The organism is Polaromonas sp. P1_E12 (assembly GCF_056405975.1).
The window spans coordinates 163,245-180,219 of the sequence record NZ_JBFUBB010000004.1 but is presented as its reverse complement, the minus strand read 5'-3'; the positions used below and the strand labels follow the sequence as shown (position 1 = coordinate 180,219).

Genomic DNA, 16,975 nt, shown 5'->3' with positions numbered 1-16,975 from the left:
GTCAGACTCCCAAAAGTTGCCGGCACAAGGCGGCATCGTTGCGCAATTCGGCCGCAGGGCCCTCGTGGACGATCACGCCCTGGTTCATCACATAGGCGCGGTCGGCCACCTGCAGCGCGCTCTGCACGTTTTGCTCGACCACCAGCACCGCAATGCCCTCGGCCTTGAGCCGGCTGATGGTTTTCATCACGTCCTGCACCACCTTGGGCGCCAGGCCCTGGCTGGGTTCGTCGAAGAGCACCAGGCCGGGCGAGCCCAGCAGCGCACGCGAGATTGCGACCATCTGCATTTCGCCGCCCGAGAGGTTTTCGCACTCGCGGTGCATCAGGTATTCGAGCGCGCTGAAGATTTCAAAACACTCCTTCTCCTGCCAGGGGCGAAAGCGCGTGGTCTTGCGGGCGATAGCCAGATTGCGCGCTACCGTCAGCGTCGGGAAGATGCGGCGGTCATCCGGCACCCAGCCCATGCCGGCCTTGGCGATCTCGTGCGTGGGCATACGGGTGATGTCGCACGCGTCGAAGGCAATGCTGCCCTTGCGTGGCGGCGTGAGGCCGAGCACGGAGCGAAGCAGCGTGGTCTTGCCTGCGCCGTTGGGGCCCAGCAGTGCCACCACTTCGCCGGCGCCGACTTTCAGCGACACGTCGAACAGCACCTGCGTTTCGCCGTAGTAGGTGTCTATGCGGTTCACCGCCAGCATGTCGGCCTGCGGCGACACGGTTTTGATGACGGACTTCAGGACCGCGCTCATGCCAGCGCCCCCAGGTTGGACCGGCGCACCCATTCGTTTTCACGCAACTGGTCAGGTGTGCCCTGGCTGATGACCTGGCCCCAGTGGATAACGGAGATCTGGTCGGCGAGCTTGAAAAGGAAATTCATGTCGTGTTCGATGATCACAATCGTGAGCTGACGCTTGAGTTCTTTCACCAGCTCCATCAGGCGCGCCGTGCCTTCGGCGCCCAGGCCGGCGGTGGGTTCGTCGAGGAAGAGCATGCGTGGCTCGGCTGCGAGTGCCACACCGATCTCCAGCGCGCGGCGCTCGCCGTAAGACAGGCTGCTGGCCAGCACGTGCTCCTTGCCCTTGAGGCCGACGCGCTCGAGGATGGCCGCGGCCAGTTGTTGCGCCGTGCTGTCGGCGCCCAGATCGCGCCAGGGGTTGAAGCCCTGTCTGCGCACGTGCGGCGTGGCCACCAGCACGTTGTCAAGCGCGGTGTAGCTGTCGAAGAGGTTCATGATCTGAAAGGAGCGCGACACGCCCTTGCGGGCAATCTCCCGCGGCGAGAGGCCGGTGATGTCCTCGCCGGCAAAGGTCACACGGCCGCGGTCGGGCTTGTAGCGGCCGGTCAGCACATTGAAGCAGGTGGTTTTGCCCGCGCCGTTGGGGCCCATGATGCCATTGAGCTCACCTTCCCTGAAGCTGAGGGTGATATCTTGCAGCACCACCTGGGCACCAAAGCGTTTGGACAGGCCGCTGGCCTCGAAGAGCTTCACAGTGCACCTCCGGCGGGGGTTGTCACGGGTTTGGCCACCACAGTGCGCCGCGGCCGTGCCTTCCAGGCCTGCCACGCGCCGGCAATGCCTTCGGGCTTGAACAGCACCATCGCCATGAAGACGAGGCCATACCAGAGCAGCCAGGTCTCGGTGTAGGCGCCCAACAGGTCACGCGCCAGAATAAAGAAAGTGGCGCCGATGATGGGGCCCCAAAAGCTTACGAGGCCGCCGCCTATCAGCACCATCATCACGACGAATCCCGAGTTGTGCAGGCTCATGACGTTGGGGTAGGCCGACTGCTGCGCCATGGCGAACAGCGCACCGGCCAGGCCCGCCACCGCGGTGGAGATCGTGAAGGCCAGCCACTTGTAAAGCCACACGTTGTAGCCCACAAAGGCGGCGCGGGTCTCGTTCTGCTTGATGGCACTGAAGATGCGACCCAATGGCGAATGGATCAGCCGCCACAGCGCCAGCAGCACCAACCCGAACAGCACGAGGCAAAAGAAGAAGAGGGCGTTGTTGCCGGAGAGATTGAAAGACACAAAACCAAAATCGGCCGGCAGGCGCTTGATGTTCAGCAGCCCGTCTTCACCGCCCGTGACGGTATGCCATTTGTTGGCGATGAACCAGAACACCTGCCCGAATGCGATGGTGAGCAATGCGTAATAAATGCCGCGCCTGTGCGAGATGAACAGCGCCACCAGCGCGCCGAGCGTCGCTGTGACCAGCACCGCGCCGGCCAGGTCGAACCACAGGTTGGGCCAGACCTTGAGTTGCAGCAGGCCGAAGGCGTAGGCGCCCGTGCCAAAGAACGCGCCGTGCCCGAAGGAGGGCAGTCCGGTGAAACCCAGGAGCAGGTTGTAGCCCATCGCAAACAACACCCAGATCATGATTTCCAGCGCCAGGTACTGGTAGAGCCCGACGTGGCCCACCCATAGCGGGGTGGACAGTAGCACCAACAGGGTGATGAGCATGGGTAAAGGAATGAGCGGCGCGCGACCGGAAGCGAGTTGCATGGGGACCTTGTCTCTTCGATGGTTCTGGGTGAAGGAATAAAGCGCTGGAAATCAATGCTGAAAGAAAAGTTGAAGAAGGGCTGGACAGAACAGAATGTACGTTCTATTATTTAAATACGCAAGAACATTTATTCTAAATTGACGCGATGCAGCCAACCGGCTCATCGCCTTCCCCGAGGCGGCAAACGACATATGGACTCTGCAACGACTTACGAAGAACTCAAGGCGCTGATTGGCCGGGCTTATCCGGACATGTCCAAGCAGCTGCAGCGCATCGCGCGCTTCGCCCTTGAGCAACCCAACGACCTGGCACTGGGCACCGTGGCGACGGTGGCCGAAGCGACCGAGGTGCAGCCTTCGGCCATGATCCGCTTTGCCAATGCGTTGGGCTTTGGCGGTTTTTCCGAAATGCAGCAGGTGTTTCGCGGCCACCTGCTGGAGCGTTCCGACAGCTATCGCGAACGCATTGACCAGATGCGCCGCAAGCAGCTCAACGGCGAGCGCGCGCCGGCCGGTGTGTTGCACCAGCTGGTGAGCGAGTCGGTGGCCGAGCTTGGCCATCTGGAAGAAAGCATCGCCCAGGCTGACCTGAAGGCCGCTGTCAAACTCATGGCGTCGGCACCGCGCATCCATGTGCTGGCCCAGCGCCGCGCCTTTCCGGTGGCGGGCTACCTGGCTTATGCGCTGAGCCAGTTGGAACTGCGTACCCATTTGCTCGATGGCACGGGCGGCATGCTGCGCGAAAGCCTGCGCTCCATCGCGCCCGGCGACGTGCTGATCGCCGCGAGCTTTCGCAACTATTCCCCTGAAGTCATCGCGGCTGCTTCTGAGGCCGCCAAGCTGGGCGCGGTGGTGATCGCCATCACCGACGGCCCGCTCTCGCCGCTCAAGGCGCATGCCAGGGTTTGCCTGGAACTGGCTGACGATTCGTCGAAACCCTTCCGCTCGCTGGTCGCGCCGCTGTGCCTGGCGCAGGCGCTGGTGGTCAGCACGGGTCATCAGCTGGCCGAGCAGGGCGCAGCGAAGGCTAAAACCAAAGGCGGCGGCAAAGCTGCGGCGAAACCCGCGCGCAAGGGGGCCGTATGAGCCGCCCGCTGGACCTGATCTGCGTGGGCCGCGCCGCCGTGGATTTGTACGGTGAGCAAATCGGCGGTCGTCTTGAAGACATGCAGAGCTTCACCAAGTATCTGGGCGGCTCGCCGGCCAACGCCGCGGTGGGCGTCGCGCGTCTGGGCCTGAAGCCCGCGATGCTGACCCGTGTGGGTGACGAACACAACGGCCGCTTTGTCCGCGAAACCCTGGCGGCCGAGGGCGTGGACGTGAGCCATGTAGCCACCGACGCCAAGCGACTGACAGCGCTGGTATTCCTGGGAATTCAGGACCGCGACACCTTTCCGCTGGTGTTCTACCGCGACAACTGCGCCGACATGGCGATCAGCCCGGACGACTTTGACGCGGCCTTCATCGCTTCGGCCAAGGCGCTGCTGATTTCGGGCACGCACCTGTCACAGCCGCAAACGTATGAAAGCTGCCTCCGGGCGATGACGATGGCAAAAGCCGCAGGCACTCGCGTGGTGCTCGACATCGATTACCGCCCCGTGCTGTGGGGCCTGACCAGCCCGGGTATGGGCGAGCAACGCTTTGTACCTTCCGGTGAAGTCAGCGCGCATTTGCAAACCGTCGTCGGCCACTGCGACCTCATAGTGGGTACCGAAGAAGAAGTTCATATCGCCGGCGGCAGCACCGACACGCTCGCTGCGTTACGCCGCTTGCGCGACCTGACGGCCGCAACGCTGGTCGTCAAGCGCGGGCCCATGGGTTGTGTCGTGTTCGACGGCGCGATTCCCGACTCGCTGGAAAAGGGATTGCAAGGCCCCGGTTTTCCGGTGGACGTATACAACGTGCTCGGCGCCGGCGACGCTTTCATGTCGGGTTTCCTGCGCGGCTGGATTCCGGGCGAACCGCTCGCGCGTTGCTGTGCTTATGCAAATGCCTGTGGCGCACTCGTGGTGTCACGTCACGGGTGTGCCCCTGCCATGGCCAGCTGGGAAGAACTGCAGTTCTTTCTGGTGCATGGCTCGCCTACCCGGCGCCTGCGCGAAGACGCGCAACTTGAACGCCTGCACCGCGTCAGCACGCGTACGCGTCGCTGGGAGGAGCTGGTCATCCTCGCGTTCGACCACCGCATGCAGCTGGAAGATATCGCAGCGCGCCATGGAGCGGGCAACGAACGCATTCCCCTCTTCAAATCCCTGATCGCTGAAGGTGCGCGGCTCGGAGCGGGTGCGCGCGGTGGCGTGGGCGTGATCGTGGACGGCCGCTTCGGCGAAGAGGTGCTTCCCACGGTGACCGGCAAGGGCTGGTGGGTCGCAAGGCCGGTTGAACTGCCGGGCTCGCGCCCGCTGCAGTTCGAGGCCGGTGCAGGCCTGGGCGCCGCCATGCGGACCTGGCCCGGCGAGCACGTCGCCAAGTGCCTGGTGTATTACCACCCGCAGGACACGCCGGCCCTGCGTGAAAGCCAGCTCGCCAGACTGGCCGACCTGCAGCGCGCCAGCGTGGACAGCTTTCACGAATTTCTCATCGAAGTCATTCCGCCCAAAGACATGCCAACGGATGACGACACCGTGCCGCTGGCGCTGGAGCAGATTTACCAGGCCGGCATTTTCCCCGACTGGTGGAAGCTGCCGCCCGCCGCCAACACGGCTGCCTGGCAAAAGATCGCTGCGGTCATTCACCAGCATGACCCGCATTGCCGTGGCGTGCTGATGCTGGGCCTGGAAGCCAGCGAGGAAAAACTCGACCAGAGCTTTCGCATCGCGGCACCGCACGCCGTCTGCCGCGGCTTCGCGGTGGGGCGTTCGATCTTTGCCGATGCTGCGAACGGCTGGTTCTCCGGCGCCATGGACGATGCGGCAGTGGTCAAGGACATTGCCGAGCGTTATGCGCGGCTGATAACGCTGTGGGACCAGGCCAGAACAGGCCAGGGGACCGCTGTTTCAGCAGGCGCCGCTGAAGTCGTGAACTGAGCCGCCAAACACAACACACAACACACAACACACAACACACAACGAGAAAGAAGACGGAGACAAACATGACACCAAAAATCGGATTTATCGGCATCGGCATGATGGGCCACGGCATGGCCAAGAACCTGCTGGCCAAAGGCTTCGGCCTGACTTTCAAGATCAACCGCAACCGCGACAACCTGGCCGACCTGATAGCCGCCGGAGCCAGGGAGGCCAAGACCAACGCCGAGTGCGCGCAGGCCAGCGACATCGTCTTCGTCTGCGTCACGGGCTCGCCTCAGGTCGAAGACATCGTTTACGGCAAGGATGGCCTGCTGGACAGCGGCCGTAAAGGCCTCATCGTGGTTGACACCTCCACGGCCGAGCCTGCCTCCAGCACCCGTATCCGCAACGACCTTGCGGCCAAAGGCATCAAGCTGGTCGATGCGCCGCTGGCCCGCACGCCCAAGGAAGCCGAGGAAGGCCGGCTCAACACCATGGTGGGCGCGGAGCCCGAAGACTTCGCAACACTGGAGCCCGTGCTCAAGGCTTTTTGCGAAAACATCTTTCATGTCGGCCCGCCCGGCCACGGCCACGTGCTCAAGCTGGTCAACAACATGATGGCCATGAGCTTTGCGGCCTCGATTGCCGAGGCCTTTGCGGTGGCGGCCAAAAGCGGGCTGGACCTCAACCGCCTCTATGACGTGATCTCGGCCGGCGGCGTGAACTGCGGCATCTTTCAGATGATGGCAACGAAAACGCTCAAGGAAGGCGACGTCACCGGCTTCAAGTTCGGCATCGCCAATGCGCAAAAAGATTTGCGCTATTACACCCACCTGGCCGAGATGCTGCCCGTCACCAGCTTCATGGGTGAAGCCACGCACCAAAGCCTGATCCAGGCCAGCAACGCCGGTTACGGCGACAAGCTGATCGCCTCCCTTTTCGAAGCACAGGAAAAACTCAACGACGTCAAGATCGTTCCCCGTTAAGCCAACCCGTTTGACCCATTTACACGCAGGAGACAAAACCATGAGCGACATCAAGAACAACCACGCAACACCTGAATCCCAATCCGACAGCAAGGCCACCTCGCGCCGCGCGCTGCTCAAGCACTCAAGCCTGGCGCTTGTGGGCGCGGGTCTGTACGGCGCGGCGCCCTTCATGGGGCCGTGGAAGCACAACCACGCCTGGGCGCAGACCGGCCAGAAGAAGCCGCTGACCATTGGCCTGACCATGGACGCTTCGGGCCTGTACGCAGCCTCGGGCGCCGAAGAGCGCCTGGGCGCCATGATGGCCATCAAGGAATTTAACGACAAGGGCGGTGTGCTGGGCCGACGCATTGAGGCCATCCATATCGATACGGAAACGACGCCGGCCACCGGCTCGCGCGTGGCCGAACGCATGATCACGCGCAATGAGGCTTCCTTCCTGATCGGTGCAGTGCACTCAGGCGTCTCCAATGCCATCTCGCAGGTTGCGCAGAAATACGGCACGGTATTTTTTAACACCAATTCCAGCAGCCCGACCGAAGCCGGCAAGGACTGCCACCGCACCAAGTTCGTCTGGGACGGCAACGGCACCAACTTTTCCAACGCCATCGTCAAGAACGCCATCAAGGCCAGCGGCAAGAACTGGGTGCTGCTGACCAACGACTATGTGTGGGGCCACACCACCTCCAAGGCGACACGCGCGATCGTGGAAGCCAACGGCGGGCGCATCGTTGAGGAACTGCTGGTGCCGCAAAACACCCGCGACTTCTCGTCCTACCTGCTCAAGCTGCAGCAGCTCAAGCCCAATGTGGTGGCCACGGCGGTGGGCGGCGACGACATCAAGGCGCTGCGCCAGCAGGTGGTGCAGCTCAAGATGAACCAGTCCATGGCGTGGATCAACAACCAGCAGGACTGGCCAGATGTCTACGGTCTGGGCCCCGAGGCCATCTTCGGCGTCTTCGGCACCACCTGGTACTGGCGCCTCGGCCTGCCCGGCGTGAAAGAATTCGTTGCGGCCTACCAGAAGCAGTTCCCGGGCATGGCGATTCGCGTGCCGGGCAATGTGTATCACAACGGTTATATGGCCACGCGCGAACTTCTGCGATGCGTGGAAGAGGCCGGCACCACCAACAACATTGCCGTGATCAAAAAACTCGAAGGCCGCAAGATGAGCGCGGCCGACCGCCTGCAGCACTACGACGCGTGGATGGATCCCGTCACCCACCAGTGCCAGCAGACGATTTACATGGCGACCTACAACGACCAGCCCACCGAGAAAGACGACATCTTCAAGATCCTCACACAGGCCGATCCCAAGGACGTAGCGGACAAGGATGCCAGCGGCGCCTGCAAGCTTGAGAGCTACGACTCGACACCTAGCTACGAAGTCTGATTGACTTCAAGCTCCAAAGACCGCAATGGACTTCTTGCTTCAGCTTATTCCGCACCTCGTCAACGGCATCTCGCTGGGCTTGTTGTTCGCGCTCATCGCGCTGGGCTTCATGCTCATCGTGGGGGTGATGGAAACCATCAACCTGGCGCACGGCTCGCTGTTTGCGCTGGGCATGTACTTCGCGCTTTTCCTGATCGCACCGCAGCTGGGCATGTTTCCGAATCTGCAGGCCTGGTACATGAGTTTGCCGCTTGGAACGCGTTACCTGGCGGCACTCATTCTTGCGCCCATCCTGGTGGGTATTTTCGGCATGTTGCTGGAGCTGTGCATGCGGCGCACCTATGGCCGCGACCCGCTCTACGGCCTGCTGCTGACCTTCGGCGCGGCGCTGGTGATTGAAGAGGTTATCCGCCTGGTGTGGGGCTCGTCGGAAAAGCAGTTGATGCTGCCCGAGGGCATCTCCGGCGCCTTCCTGATGGGTGACCTGGTTTATTCCAAGTACCGCTTCTTTGCCAGCGGATTCGCCATCCTCATGATCGTGCTGCTCTGGACGTTCTTGCAGAAGACGCCCTACGGCGCCATCATCAAGGCCGGCGCGCACGACAGCGAAATGGTGCGAGCGCTGGGCATCAACCTCTCGCGCCTGCGCCTCTTCGTGTTTGGCCTGGGCGTGGCGCTGGCGGCGATCGCCGGGGTGGTCATGGCGCCCATCTGGGGCATACGCCCGCATGTGGGGGTGGACGCCGTAGTGCCGGCGTTTCTGATCATTGTGCTGGGCGGTGTCGGTTCGCTCTGGGGTGCAGTGATTGCCGGGCTGATGGTCGGCATGGTCGTCGGGCTCACGGGTTCGTATGCGTCCGAGTGGTCGCTGATGTCCATGTACCTGTTGTTCATTGCCGTGGTGACGTTTCGTTCGCGCGGCCTCTTCGGCAAGAAAAGCGTCCTGGATCAGTGAGACCCCCTGTCTCGTCTCACTTCGTGTAGCCGGAACCCCCCAAGGGGCAACACCAGCGGCCCGGCGAAGCCGGTTCCGCGGTGTTCTGGCACAGAAAGTTCTTTAATGTATGAAGGTTAATTGATGAAACCGCTTCAAGAAAAAGTCGCGCTGGTCACCGGCGCGGCCGGCACCATGGGCCTGGCCGTTGTCAAGGCCTTGCTCGAAGACGGCTGCAAGGTCGCGATGGTCGATGTGAGCCAGGAGCGCAACCGCGCGCTGGCCGATGAGCTGGGTTCGCGTGCCTTGTCCTTCTCGTTTGACATCAGCGATGCGGCCGCCGTGAGCGACGGCCATGCACTCATCGTCAAGGCCTTCGGGCCCGTCGACATCCTGGTCAACAACGCGGGCATCCTGTCCAACAACAAGGTCGAAGCCACCGAAGCGGGTGAATGGCGGCGCGTGATGGGCGCCAACCTCGACGGCGCGTTCTACCTCGCGCAGCAGGTGGTGCCGGCGATGAAGGCGCGGCGTTTCGGCCGCATCATCAACACCAGTTCCCTGGCGGCCAAGACCGGCGGCCTGACGGCGGGCACGGCGTACTCGGTGTCCAAGGGCGCGATGAGTTCGCTGACCTTTTCACTGGCACGCGAACTCGCGCCCTTCGGCGTCACAGCCAACGCCGTCGCGCCGGCTTACGTCAAGACGCCCATGATCACCGAACAGCTCAATGAAGAGCAGCGCCAGAAGCTGCTCAAGGACATCCCGGTCGGCCGCTTTTGCGAGCCCGAGGAGTTCGCCCACGTGGTGCGCTTCCTGGCCTCGCCGCTGTCGGGCTTTATCACCGGCGAGATCATCGACCTCAATGGTGGCCTCTTGATGGACTGAGGAAAACCCTTTCGCCGCCCGCGCGCTTTGCGCCCACAATTTCGCCATCCATGAGCAGCATCACACCTTCCGTCGATTTCAGCGCCGCACTGACAGGCTTGTTCGACCTGCGCGGCAAAACCGCTTATGTGCCCGGCGGCTACGGCGGCATTGGCGAGGCGATTGCGTGGGGCCTGGCCATGGCCGGGGCGCGCGTCGCGGTGTCGGGCCGTGACGAGGCCAAGGCGCAGGCCGTGGCCTCGGCCCTACGGGGGGCAGGGCACGAGGCCATCGGCCTGGCCATGGATGCACATTCGGTGCCGCAGATGCAGGCTTCCGTCGACGTGGTGGCCGCGCGGTGGGGCGGCCTCGACATCCTGGTGAACTGCGTGGGCATGCAACGCGAGCAGCCCTTGCTCGAGGTCACCGAAGAAGCCTTTGACGAGGTGCTGCAGGTCAACCTCAAGGCCGCGATGTTCCTGGCGCAGGGCGCGGCCAAACACCAGATTGCAGGCGGCAAGGGCGGCGCGCAGGTGCACCTGCTCTCGGTGCGCGCGCAGCTTGGCTTGCGCGGCCGCGGTTATTCGGCCTACAGCAGCAGCAAGGGCGGCCTGGTCATGCTGATACGCCAGCACGCCAGCGAACTCGCGCCGCACGGCATCACCGTCAACGGCATTGCGCCCACGGTGGTGCAGACCGAAATGGCGCGCCACTGGCTGGAAAATCCCGAGACGCGGGAACAGGTGCTGGCGCGCATTCCGCTGGGCCGTGTTGCCGACCCGCAGGACGTGGCCGGTGCGGCGGTGTTTTTCGCGGCGCCTGCATCGCGCTTTGTCACTGGGCAAGTGCTTTATCTCGACGGCGGTATTACCGCTTCGCAATAAGCCCTGACAAGCTACAGCCTTACTTCGCCAATCCAAGTGCCTTGGCCGCATTCACCATGGATGGATCTTTTGCCCAATCTGGGTTGGCCCGGATATGGCGCTTGAGCAATTCCGCCGCTTCTTCGTTGCGTTTCAAAATGCCCAATGAGAAAACGGCTTCTTTAATACCGCCTATTTTTGCAATACGGGCGGGATCAATCCCAAGTGCTTTGTAAACCGTAGTCACGCATTCTTCATGACGATCAAGCTGATGAAGTGCCGAGGCCATAGCCAGCAAAGACAGAGCACTATGGTCAATAGAATTCCACTTCTGTGATCGCGCCAGAGCCATAGCCCAGTTGTGATTTTTGAAATCTATCTCACCCAAAAATCCCAGTATCGGTACATACGTCGGATTCTTCTTCGCTATGTCCTCCGCCATCTTGTAAGCCGTCTCTACATTGCCTCTGCGCAAAGTAGTCTCCGCCAATACCTGGTGCAAATTGGCTTGGTAAGGACTGCCCTTCTGTATGCCTTGTTTTGCTATGCGGTCTGCACTGGCGAGATCTCCGGCATCCATGTAAAGAATGGCAAGTCTTGGGTCGTAAAAACCTTGGCCAATACAGGACTTGCCTTGATCTTCCAATGCCTTGGCGCGCCCAAGACGGCTACCCAGCCCAGGGCTCTCATCCCAGCGAATAGAAAGTGCATCGCAAGTAGGCGCGTCCGTGGCGGTTTGGCCCATGGCAACGGAACACCACATAGATATGGCGGTACAGAAGAGGCCCGACCAAAGCCAAAATCTATCGGTATTACCAACGAGAGATCGTGTGTATTTTTCAGTTTCGCGTTTCAATTTCTCATCCCCCCTCTGCAAGCGCTTTCCCCGGCCGAAGCGCATAGCCATAGATTGGCACATGACCCTGCTTCAGAACTCAGCGCTGGCCCGCCAAAGCCGCGACGGCATGTTGCACGCCGCCGCTGCCGATGGAAATGCCCTGCACCCGCATGGCGGCTTCCACGCCGGCCAGGCAACCGAGGATCATCGCCGGGTTCATGTCGCCCAGGTGGCCTATGCGAAACGTGCGCCCCGCCAGCGGCCCCAGGCCGCCCGCGATGGCGACCTGGAACTGCTCGCGCGCGACTGAGCGCAAGGCCTCGGGGTCAATGCCGGCGGCCACGGACACGGTGGTGACGGAGACCGAGCGCGCGGCCGGTTCGCGCACAAACAGGCTGAGTGCGCCGCCTTCGCTCCAGGCCTCGACGGCGGCATGCACGGCGCCGGCGATCATCTGGTGGCGGGCGATGACGTGCTCAACACCCTCGTGAAAAATCAAGCCCAGCGCGGCCTCCAGGCCGAAGAGCAGGCTTTGCGGCGGCGTGCCGCAGAACTTGCGGTAGCTCAGCGGGCTTTGCCGCCGCGCCCAGTCCCAGTAGAAGCGTGGCGAGGGGTTGGCTGCGGCCACCTTCATCGCGGCGCTGTCCGCCGCCACAAAGGCCAGGCCGGGCGGCACCATCAGGCCTTTTTGCGAGGCGCCCAGCACGACGTTGGCGCGCAGCGCGTCCATGGCAAAAGGCGCGGCGCCCAGCGAGGCCACCACGTCCACCACCAGCAGCGCGGGATGGGCCGCGGCGTCCAGCGCCTGACGGATTCGGGTGAGGTCGCTGGTCATGCCGCTGGCGGTGTCGGTGTGGACTACAAACACGGCCACGATGGCGTGCGCGGTGTCGGCGCGCAGCACGGCTTCCATCGCCGGCACGTCAATCGGGTAGCCTTCGCGCCACGGCGTGCGCAGCACTTTTGCGCCCATGGCCTCGGCCTGCACGGCCCAGGACTCGGAGAAATGCCCGGTGCCGGCGATCAGCACCTGCTGCCCAGGCGCGAGCAGGTTGGCGATCACGGCTTCCCAGGCGCCGTGGCCGTTGCAGGCATACATGAAGACGTCGGCGGCGGTTTGCAGCAGTGCCTTGAGCCCGGTCTCGCAGGCCTTGATCACACGATCGAGCCGCGGGTCGGCCAGATCCATGGGCTGCCTTCGCATCGCATCCATCACCTCGTCGGGCACCCGTGTGGGCCCGGGTGAGTGGAGGAATCGATGGCCGGGGATGCGTGGGTGGGACGTCATGTCGAAAAATTATGCGCCTGACGGCTTGCGGTTGACGAGCACGATGCCGGCCGCCACGGTGGCCAGCGCCACCAGCAGGCCGGTGGTGACGCTTTCTTTCAGCCACAGCGCGCCGAACAGCAGCGCGAACAGCGGCGTGAAAAACACAAACACCGAAATTTTGGTGGCCGGGTAGCGCCCCAGCATCCACATCCAGGCCAGATAGCTGGCGAAGGCGCCTATCACGGTCTGCAGCAGCAGGGAGGTGATGGCGAAGGGGCTGAAATGCCACGACCATTGCTCGCCCAGGTAGAGCGACAGGAAGGGGAACGCGGCGGCGCTGACGGCCAGCTGGTAGAACAGCAGCTTTTCAGCGGAGATGCTGACGAGTTTGGTGGCGCGTATCACCACGGTGGTCAGGCCCCACAGCATGCCGGCGGCCAGCGCCAGGAGGTCGCCGCGCGCCGTCGAGGCATGGCCTCCGGTAAAGCCTTCGCGCAGCGCGAACACCACGGCGGCAAACGCGCACAGCAAGCCCAGCCACTGCAGGCCGCGCAGCCGTTCGGACTTGACCCACAGCGGTACCAGCGCCGCAACCCAGAAGGGCGAGGTGTACAAGAACACCGTGAGGCGCGAGGCGCTGGTGTATTGCAGGCCCACATAGATGCAGGTGAACTCCGCGCCGAACAGGGCGCCGGCCAGCAGGCCGGCTTTCAGCGAGCCGTCGCGGCTGAACAGCGGGATCTTGCGCCACAGGCACCAAAGCCACAGCAGCACGGTGGCGCCCACCAGGCGCAGCGAGGCCTGGAACATGGGCGGAATCTCGCTGATTGTGGCCTTGATCAAGACCTGTTGCAGGCCCCAGAACAGGCAGCAGCCCAGCAAGAGGGACATGGCGAGGGCGTCGAGATGGGTCTTGCGTACAGTCATTGGGAGTGATGGTAGCGGGACTGGGCGCAGGCTGCAGGCGATACCATCGCTTCATTTCCTGAACGAGGTGCTGCCGTGGACCATAAATGGCTGGAAGACTTCATCGCGCTGGCACGTGAGCGCAGCTTTTCGCGTGCGGCAGAGCTTCGCCATGTGACGCAGCCGCAGTTTTCGCGCCGCATACGCGCGCTGGAGCTGTGGGTGGGCGCGGACCTGATCAATCGCGCGGTGATGCCTCTTGCGCTGACGGCCGCTGGTGAAGAGCTGCTGCCGGTGGCGCGCCGCGCGGCGGCGAGCCTTAACGATGCGCGCTCCCGCATCCGCCATGCACGGGGCGGGCTGGACTGGGTCACGTTGGCAACAGGCCGCACGCTTTCACGCAGCGCCGTGCCTGACTGGCTCGCGCGCGCCAAGCGCGGGGCCGGGGAGTTTCGCTTGCGCATTCTCACAGGCTCCATCCATGAAGGGGCCACGGCCCTGGAACAGGGGGCTGCTGATTTCTTGCTGTCGTTCACGCATCCGCGGCTGCCGCTGTTGCTGGACGAACAGACGTTCGAAGGACTCGCGCTGGGCACGGACGAACTTGTGGCCGTCAGCGCACCGCGTGCCGATGGCCAGCCGCAGCACGCCCTGCCCGGTACGGCCCGCAAGCCGGTGCCGGTGCTGGGCTATGCGCCCACGCTCGCCCTCGGCCAGATCCTTCAGGACGGGCTCAACCGCAATGCGCGCGAGCTGCATCTGCATACCGTGACCGAGTCTGACTTTGCCGAGTCGCTGCATGAGCAGGCCTTGCAGGGCGTGGGCCTGGCCTGGCTGCCGCGCGGACTGGTCGAAGGCGACCTGCGCAGCGGAAGGCTGGTCGAGGCGGACGGCAAGGGCGTGACGGTCCGGTTTGAGATCCGCCTGTACCGGCCGCGCAGCCCGCGCAATGAATTGGTGCAGCGCATCTGGTCCGCCAGCACGCCGGCTGCTTCCTGAATCCAGGTCGCATGCGCCCATGCGTGATACGCATGGGCCGCGCAGGGGCGGCTCCTAGACTGGCGCCATCAACAAGGAGCGCGCCATGCCAGGAATGTTTACCCTCAATCGCCGCGGCGTGAGCCGCACACTTTGCCTTGCCGCCGCAGGGCTGTTGGGTTTGCCGGCTGCCTGGGGCCAGGCCTGGCCTGCCGGCAAGCCCATTTCGCTGGTGGTGGGCTACCCTGCCGGCGGAAGCGTGGACCTGGTGGCGCGCATCATCGCCGAACCGCTGGCCAAGCGCCTGGGCACACCCGTGGTGATCGAGAATATCGGCGGCGCCGGTGGAACCATAGGCGCCCAAAAAGTGGTCAGTGCCGCGCCCGACGGCTATACGCTACTGCTGGGTTCGGGCAGCGAAATCTCGATTGCCAAACTGTTCAACGCTGCGGTCAAGTACAACGGTGAAACCGACTTGAGCCCGGTCGGGCTGATAGGCGTCACGCCCATGGTCTTTGTGACCAACACCAAGACCGGCGTCAAAACCATGGAGGAAGCGATTGCCAAATCCAAACGCGAACGCAACCAGCTGAGCTTTGCCTCTTCGGGCATAGGCACGCCGCTGCATGTGTCGGGAGAGCTGATCAACCTGATGGCTGGCACCACCTTCCGCCATGTGCCGTATCGCGGCGCAGGACAGCAGCTGCAGGACTTGCTGGGCGGCAATATCGAGTTCAGTGTCTCTGTGCTTTCCTCCGCGCTGCCACACATCGAGTCCGGCAAGATGATCCCCTTGGGCGTCACCACGCCGACGCGTTCGCGGGCTGCACCACAAATCCCTGCACTCGGCGAGAACCCCAAGCTCAAGGGTTACGACATGAACGTCTGGTTCGGCCTCTTCGGGCCCGCCAAGCTGCCGGCGCCCATGGTGGCGCGCCTGAACAAGGAGCTCAACGAAATCCTGCGCGAAGAAGCCGTTTGGCAAAAGCTCCAGAAAGCCGGCATCTCCAATGACGGCGGCACGCCACAGGCGCTCACGGCCTTTATCCGGGCTGAAACCCAGCGCGTGCGCAACGTGGTCAACAAGGCAGTGGCGACCGGCGCTACCTCGTAAGTCGTAAGCGGGAATTCACCCAAACCCATGCGGTGCCGTTGAAGCTGAAGCCGCGGGGGCCGGGCCGGGACAACGGCGGCAGGCCCACAGAAGACCCTGGCTCGCCATGATCTGTATTTGTTAATCGCGAAGCGTGCTGGCCAGGCCCCTCCGGAGCACTGGCGGGGCTCTGCACGCCGAGCAATATTTTTAGCCCGACACGGAGGGAATTGTCATGCACTTATCTGTCATATCAATGTTGCGCGGGCTCGCCTGCGGTCTGCTATTGCCGCTTGCTGTTTCGGCTTCGGCGCTGGCCCAGGAAGTGAAGAAACCTAACGTGGTGCTCATCGCCACCGGCGGCACGATTGCCGGCGTCGGAGCATCGAGCACCAACATCGGCGCCTATCAGGCCGCTGTGGTTGCTGTCGACAAGATCATGGCCGCCGTGCCGGAAATCCAGACTATTGCCAACGTCAAGGGCGAGCAGATCTTTCAGGTCGGCTCACACAACCTCACCAACGACCGCCTGCTCCAACTGGCCCGGCGGGTGTCTGAACTCCTTCGGTCGGACGAGGTTGATGGCATCGTGATCACCCATGGCACCGATACCCTGGAAGAGACCTCGTACTTTCTCAACCTCACCGTCAAAAGCAGCAAGCCGGTCGTGATGCTCGGGTCCATGCGGCCCGGCACGGCGCTCAGCGCAGATGGGCCGCTTAACCTCTACAACGCGGTGGCGGTCGCCGGGAGTAAAGAAGCGGTGGGAAAAGGGACTTTGGTGGTCATGAATGACGAGATTCACAGCGCTCGCGATGTCACTAAAACCAATGCCACCCGGGTTGACACCTTTAAATCTCCCTACGGTCCGCTCGGTCTCGTGATCGAAGGTCAGGCCAGGTTCTACCGTGCGCTGATTCGCCCTCATACGGTGCAGAGTGAATTCGACATTGACAAGATACAGACTCTGCCGCAGGTCGACATTGCTTATGGCTATCAGAACATGAACCGTGCGGCATACGACGCGTTGGTCGCATCCGGGGCCAAGGGCATCATTCATGCGGGTGTCGGCGCGGGAAGCGTTCCTGAGTACATAGCTGGCCCGCTTAACGAGATTCGCGCCAAGGGGGTGTTTGTCGTTCGGGCAACCCGCACCGGCAGCGGTGTAGTGATTCGGAACAATTCGGTGAAGGATGACGTCAATGACTGGCTCGTTGTTGACGACCAGAATCCCCAGAAGGCCCGAATTCTTCTGGCCTTGGCCTTGACGAAGACAAGGGACACCAAAGAGTTGCAGAAAATCTTCTGGCGGTACTGACACATGAAACGATCAGG

At 62.9% G+C, this 16,975-nt stretch carries 16 protein-coding genes; 10 read left to right on the top strand and 6 right to left on the bottom strand.

Annotation, left to right across the window (positions count from 1 at the left end; translation table 11 throughout):
* Position 1: 1 nt before the first annotated feature.
* Genes AC1D13_RS13335 through AC1D13_RS13325 form a run of 3 tightly spaced genes read right to left on the bottom strand, consistent with a single transcriptional unit; the run spans position 2 to position 2,504 of the window.
* Positions 2-748, bottom strand: coding sequence for an ABC transporter ATP-binding protein (locus AC1D13_RS13335; RefSeq protein ID WP_477667003.1), 747 nt, complete (start codon positions 746-748; stop codon positions 2-4).
* Complete coding sequence (locus tag AC1D13_RS13330) at positions 745-1,488, bottom strand: ABC transporter ATP-binding protein (RefSeq protein WP_457281813.1); 744 nt, start codon at positions 1,486-1,488, stop codon at positions 745-747. The genes AC1D13_RS13335 and AC1D13_RS13330 overlap by 4 nt, the downstream gene beginning before the upstream one ends.
* Positions 1,485-2,504 carry a branched-chain amino acid ABC transporter permease gene (locus AC1D13_RS13325; RefSeq protein ID WP_477689698.1) on the bottom strand — a complete coding sequence of 340 codons (1,020 nt, stop codon included), beginning with the start codon at positions 2,502-2,504 and terminating at the stop codon, positions 1,485-1,487. Before AC1D13_RS13325 ends, AC1D13_RS13330 begins: the two co-directional genes overlap by 4 nt.
* Positions 2,505-2,696: 192 nt before the next feature.
* Between AC1D13_RS13325 and AC1D13_RS13320 the strand changes: the two genes are divergently transcribed.
* From AC1D13_RS13320 to AC1D13_RS13290, 7 genes are all read left to right on the top strand, one after another.
* Positions 2,697-3,590, top strand: a complete 894-nt coding sequence (locus AC1D13_RS13320; protein ID WP_477646967.1) for a MurR/RpiR family transcriptional regulator — start codon at positions 2,697-2,699, stop codon at positions 3,588-3,590.
* Complete coding sequence (locus tag AC1D13_RS13315) at positions 3,587-5,530, top strand: bifunctional 5-dehydro-2-deoxygluconokinase/5-dehydro-2-deoxyphosphogluconate aldolase (RefSeq protein ID WP_477689697.1); 1,944 nt, start codon at positions 3,587-3,589, stop codon at positions 5,528-5,530. The genes AC1D13_RS13320 and AC1D13_RS13315 overlap by 4 nt, the downstream gene beginning before the upstream one ends.
* Before the next feature lie 65 nt (positions 5,531-5,595).
* Positions 5,596-6,498 carry an NAD(P)-dependent oxidoreductase gene (locus AC1D13_RS13310; protein WP_477689696.1) on the top strand — a complete coding sequence of 301 codons (903 nt, stop codon included), beginning with the start codon at positions 5,596-5,598 and terminating at the stop codon, positions 6,496-6,498.
* A 40-nt stretch (positions 6,499-6,538) separates the two neighbouring features.
* Entirely contained in the window at positions 6,539-7,891 is a 1,353-nt protein-coding gene (locus AC1D13_RS13305) for an ABC transporter substrate-binding protein (protein ID WP_477689695.1), read from the top strand.
* A 25-nt stretch (positions 7,892-7,916) separates the two neighbouring features.
* Positions 7,917-8,846 (top strand): branched-chain amino acid ABC transporter permease, encoded by a 930-nt coding sequence (locus AC1D13_RS13300; protein WP_477689694.1) that lies wholly within the window; start codon positions 7,917-7,919, stop codon positions 8,844-8,846.
* Positions 8,847-8,969: 123 nt separating this feature from the next.
* Entirely contained in the window at positions 8,970-9,713 is a 744-nt protein-coding gene (locus AC1D13_RS13295) for an SDR family NAD(P)-dependent oxidoreductase (RefSeq protein WP_477689693.1), read from the top strand.
* Between the two features lie 50 nt (positions 9,714-9,763).
* The gene (locus tag AC1D13_RS13290) at positions 9,764-10,576 is read left to right on the top strand and encodes an SDR family NAD(P)-dependent oxidoreductase (protein ID WP_477689692.1); all 813 of its coding nucleotides are present in this window, start codon (positions 9,764-9,766) and stop codon (positions 10,574-10,576) included.
* A 19-nt stretch (positions 10,577-10,595) separates the two neighbouring features.
* Here the strand turns inward: AC1D13_RS13290 and AC1D13_RS13285 are convergent, their stop codons facing one another.
* The 3 genes from AC1D13_RS13285 to AC1D13_RS13275 form a co-directional block, all read right to left on the bottom strand.
* Positions 10,596-11,411 carry a tetratricopeptide repeat protein gene (locus AC1D13_RS13285; RefSeq protein ID WP_477689691.1) on the bottom strand — a complete coding sequence of 272 codons (816 nt, stop codon included), beginning with the start codon at positions 11,409-11,411 and terminating at the stop codon, positions 10,596-10,598.
* Between the two features lie 79 nt (positions 11,412-11,490).
* Positions 11,491-12,681, bottom strand: coding sequence for a pyridoxal-phosphate-dependent aminotransferase family protein (locus AC1D13_RS13280; RefSeq protein WP_477689690.1), 1,191 nt, complete (start codon positions 12,679-12,681; stop codon positions 11,491-11,493).
* 9 nt (positions 12,682-12,690) lie between these two features.
* Entirely contained in the window at positions 12,691-13,590 is a 900-nt protein-coding gene (locus AC1D13_RS13275) for a DMT family transporter (RefSeq protein ID WP_477689689.1), read from the bottom strand.
* A 75-nt stretch (positions 13,591-13,665) separates the two neighbouring features.
* Between AC1D13_RS13275 and AC1D13_RS13270 the strand changes: the two genes are divergently transcribed.
* The 3 genes from AC1D13_RS13270 to AC1D13_RS13260 all read left to right on the top strand — a co-directional run bounded on the left by AC1D13_RS13270 (position 13,666) and on the right by AC1D13_RS13260 (position 16,958).
* Entirely contained in the window at positions 13,666-14,568 is a 903-nt protein-coding gene (locus AC1D13_RS13270) for a LysR substrate-binding domain-containing protein (protein ID WP_477689688.1), read from the top strand.
* A gap of 85 nt (positions 14,569-14,653) precedes the next feature.
* The gene (locus AC1D13_RS13265) at positions 14,654-15,661 is read left to right on the top strand and encodes a Bug family tripartite tricarboxylate transporter substrate binding protein (protein ID WP_457281801.1); all 1,008 of its coding nucleotides are present in this window, start codon (positions 14,654-14,656) and stop codon (positions 15,659-15,661) included.
* Between the two features lie 214 nt (positions 15,662-15,875).
* Positions 15,876-16,958: an asparaginase gene (locus AC1D13_RS13260; protein ID WP_457281800.1), complete on the top strand. Its 1,083-nt coding sequence runs from the start codon at positions 15,876-15,878 to the stop codon at positions 16,956-16,958.
* The last annotated feature ends 17 nt before the right edge of the window (positions 16,959-16,975 follow it).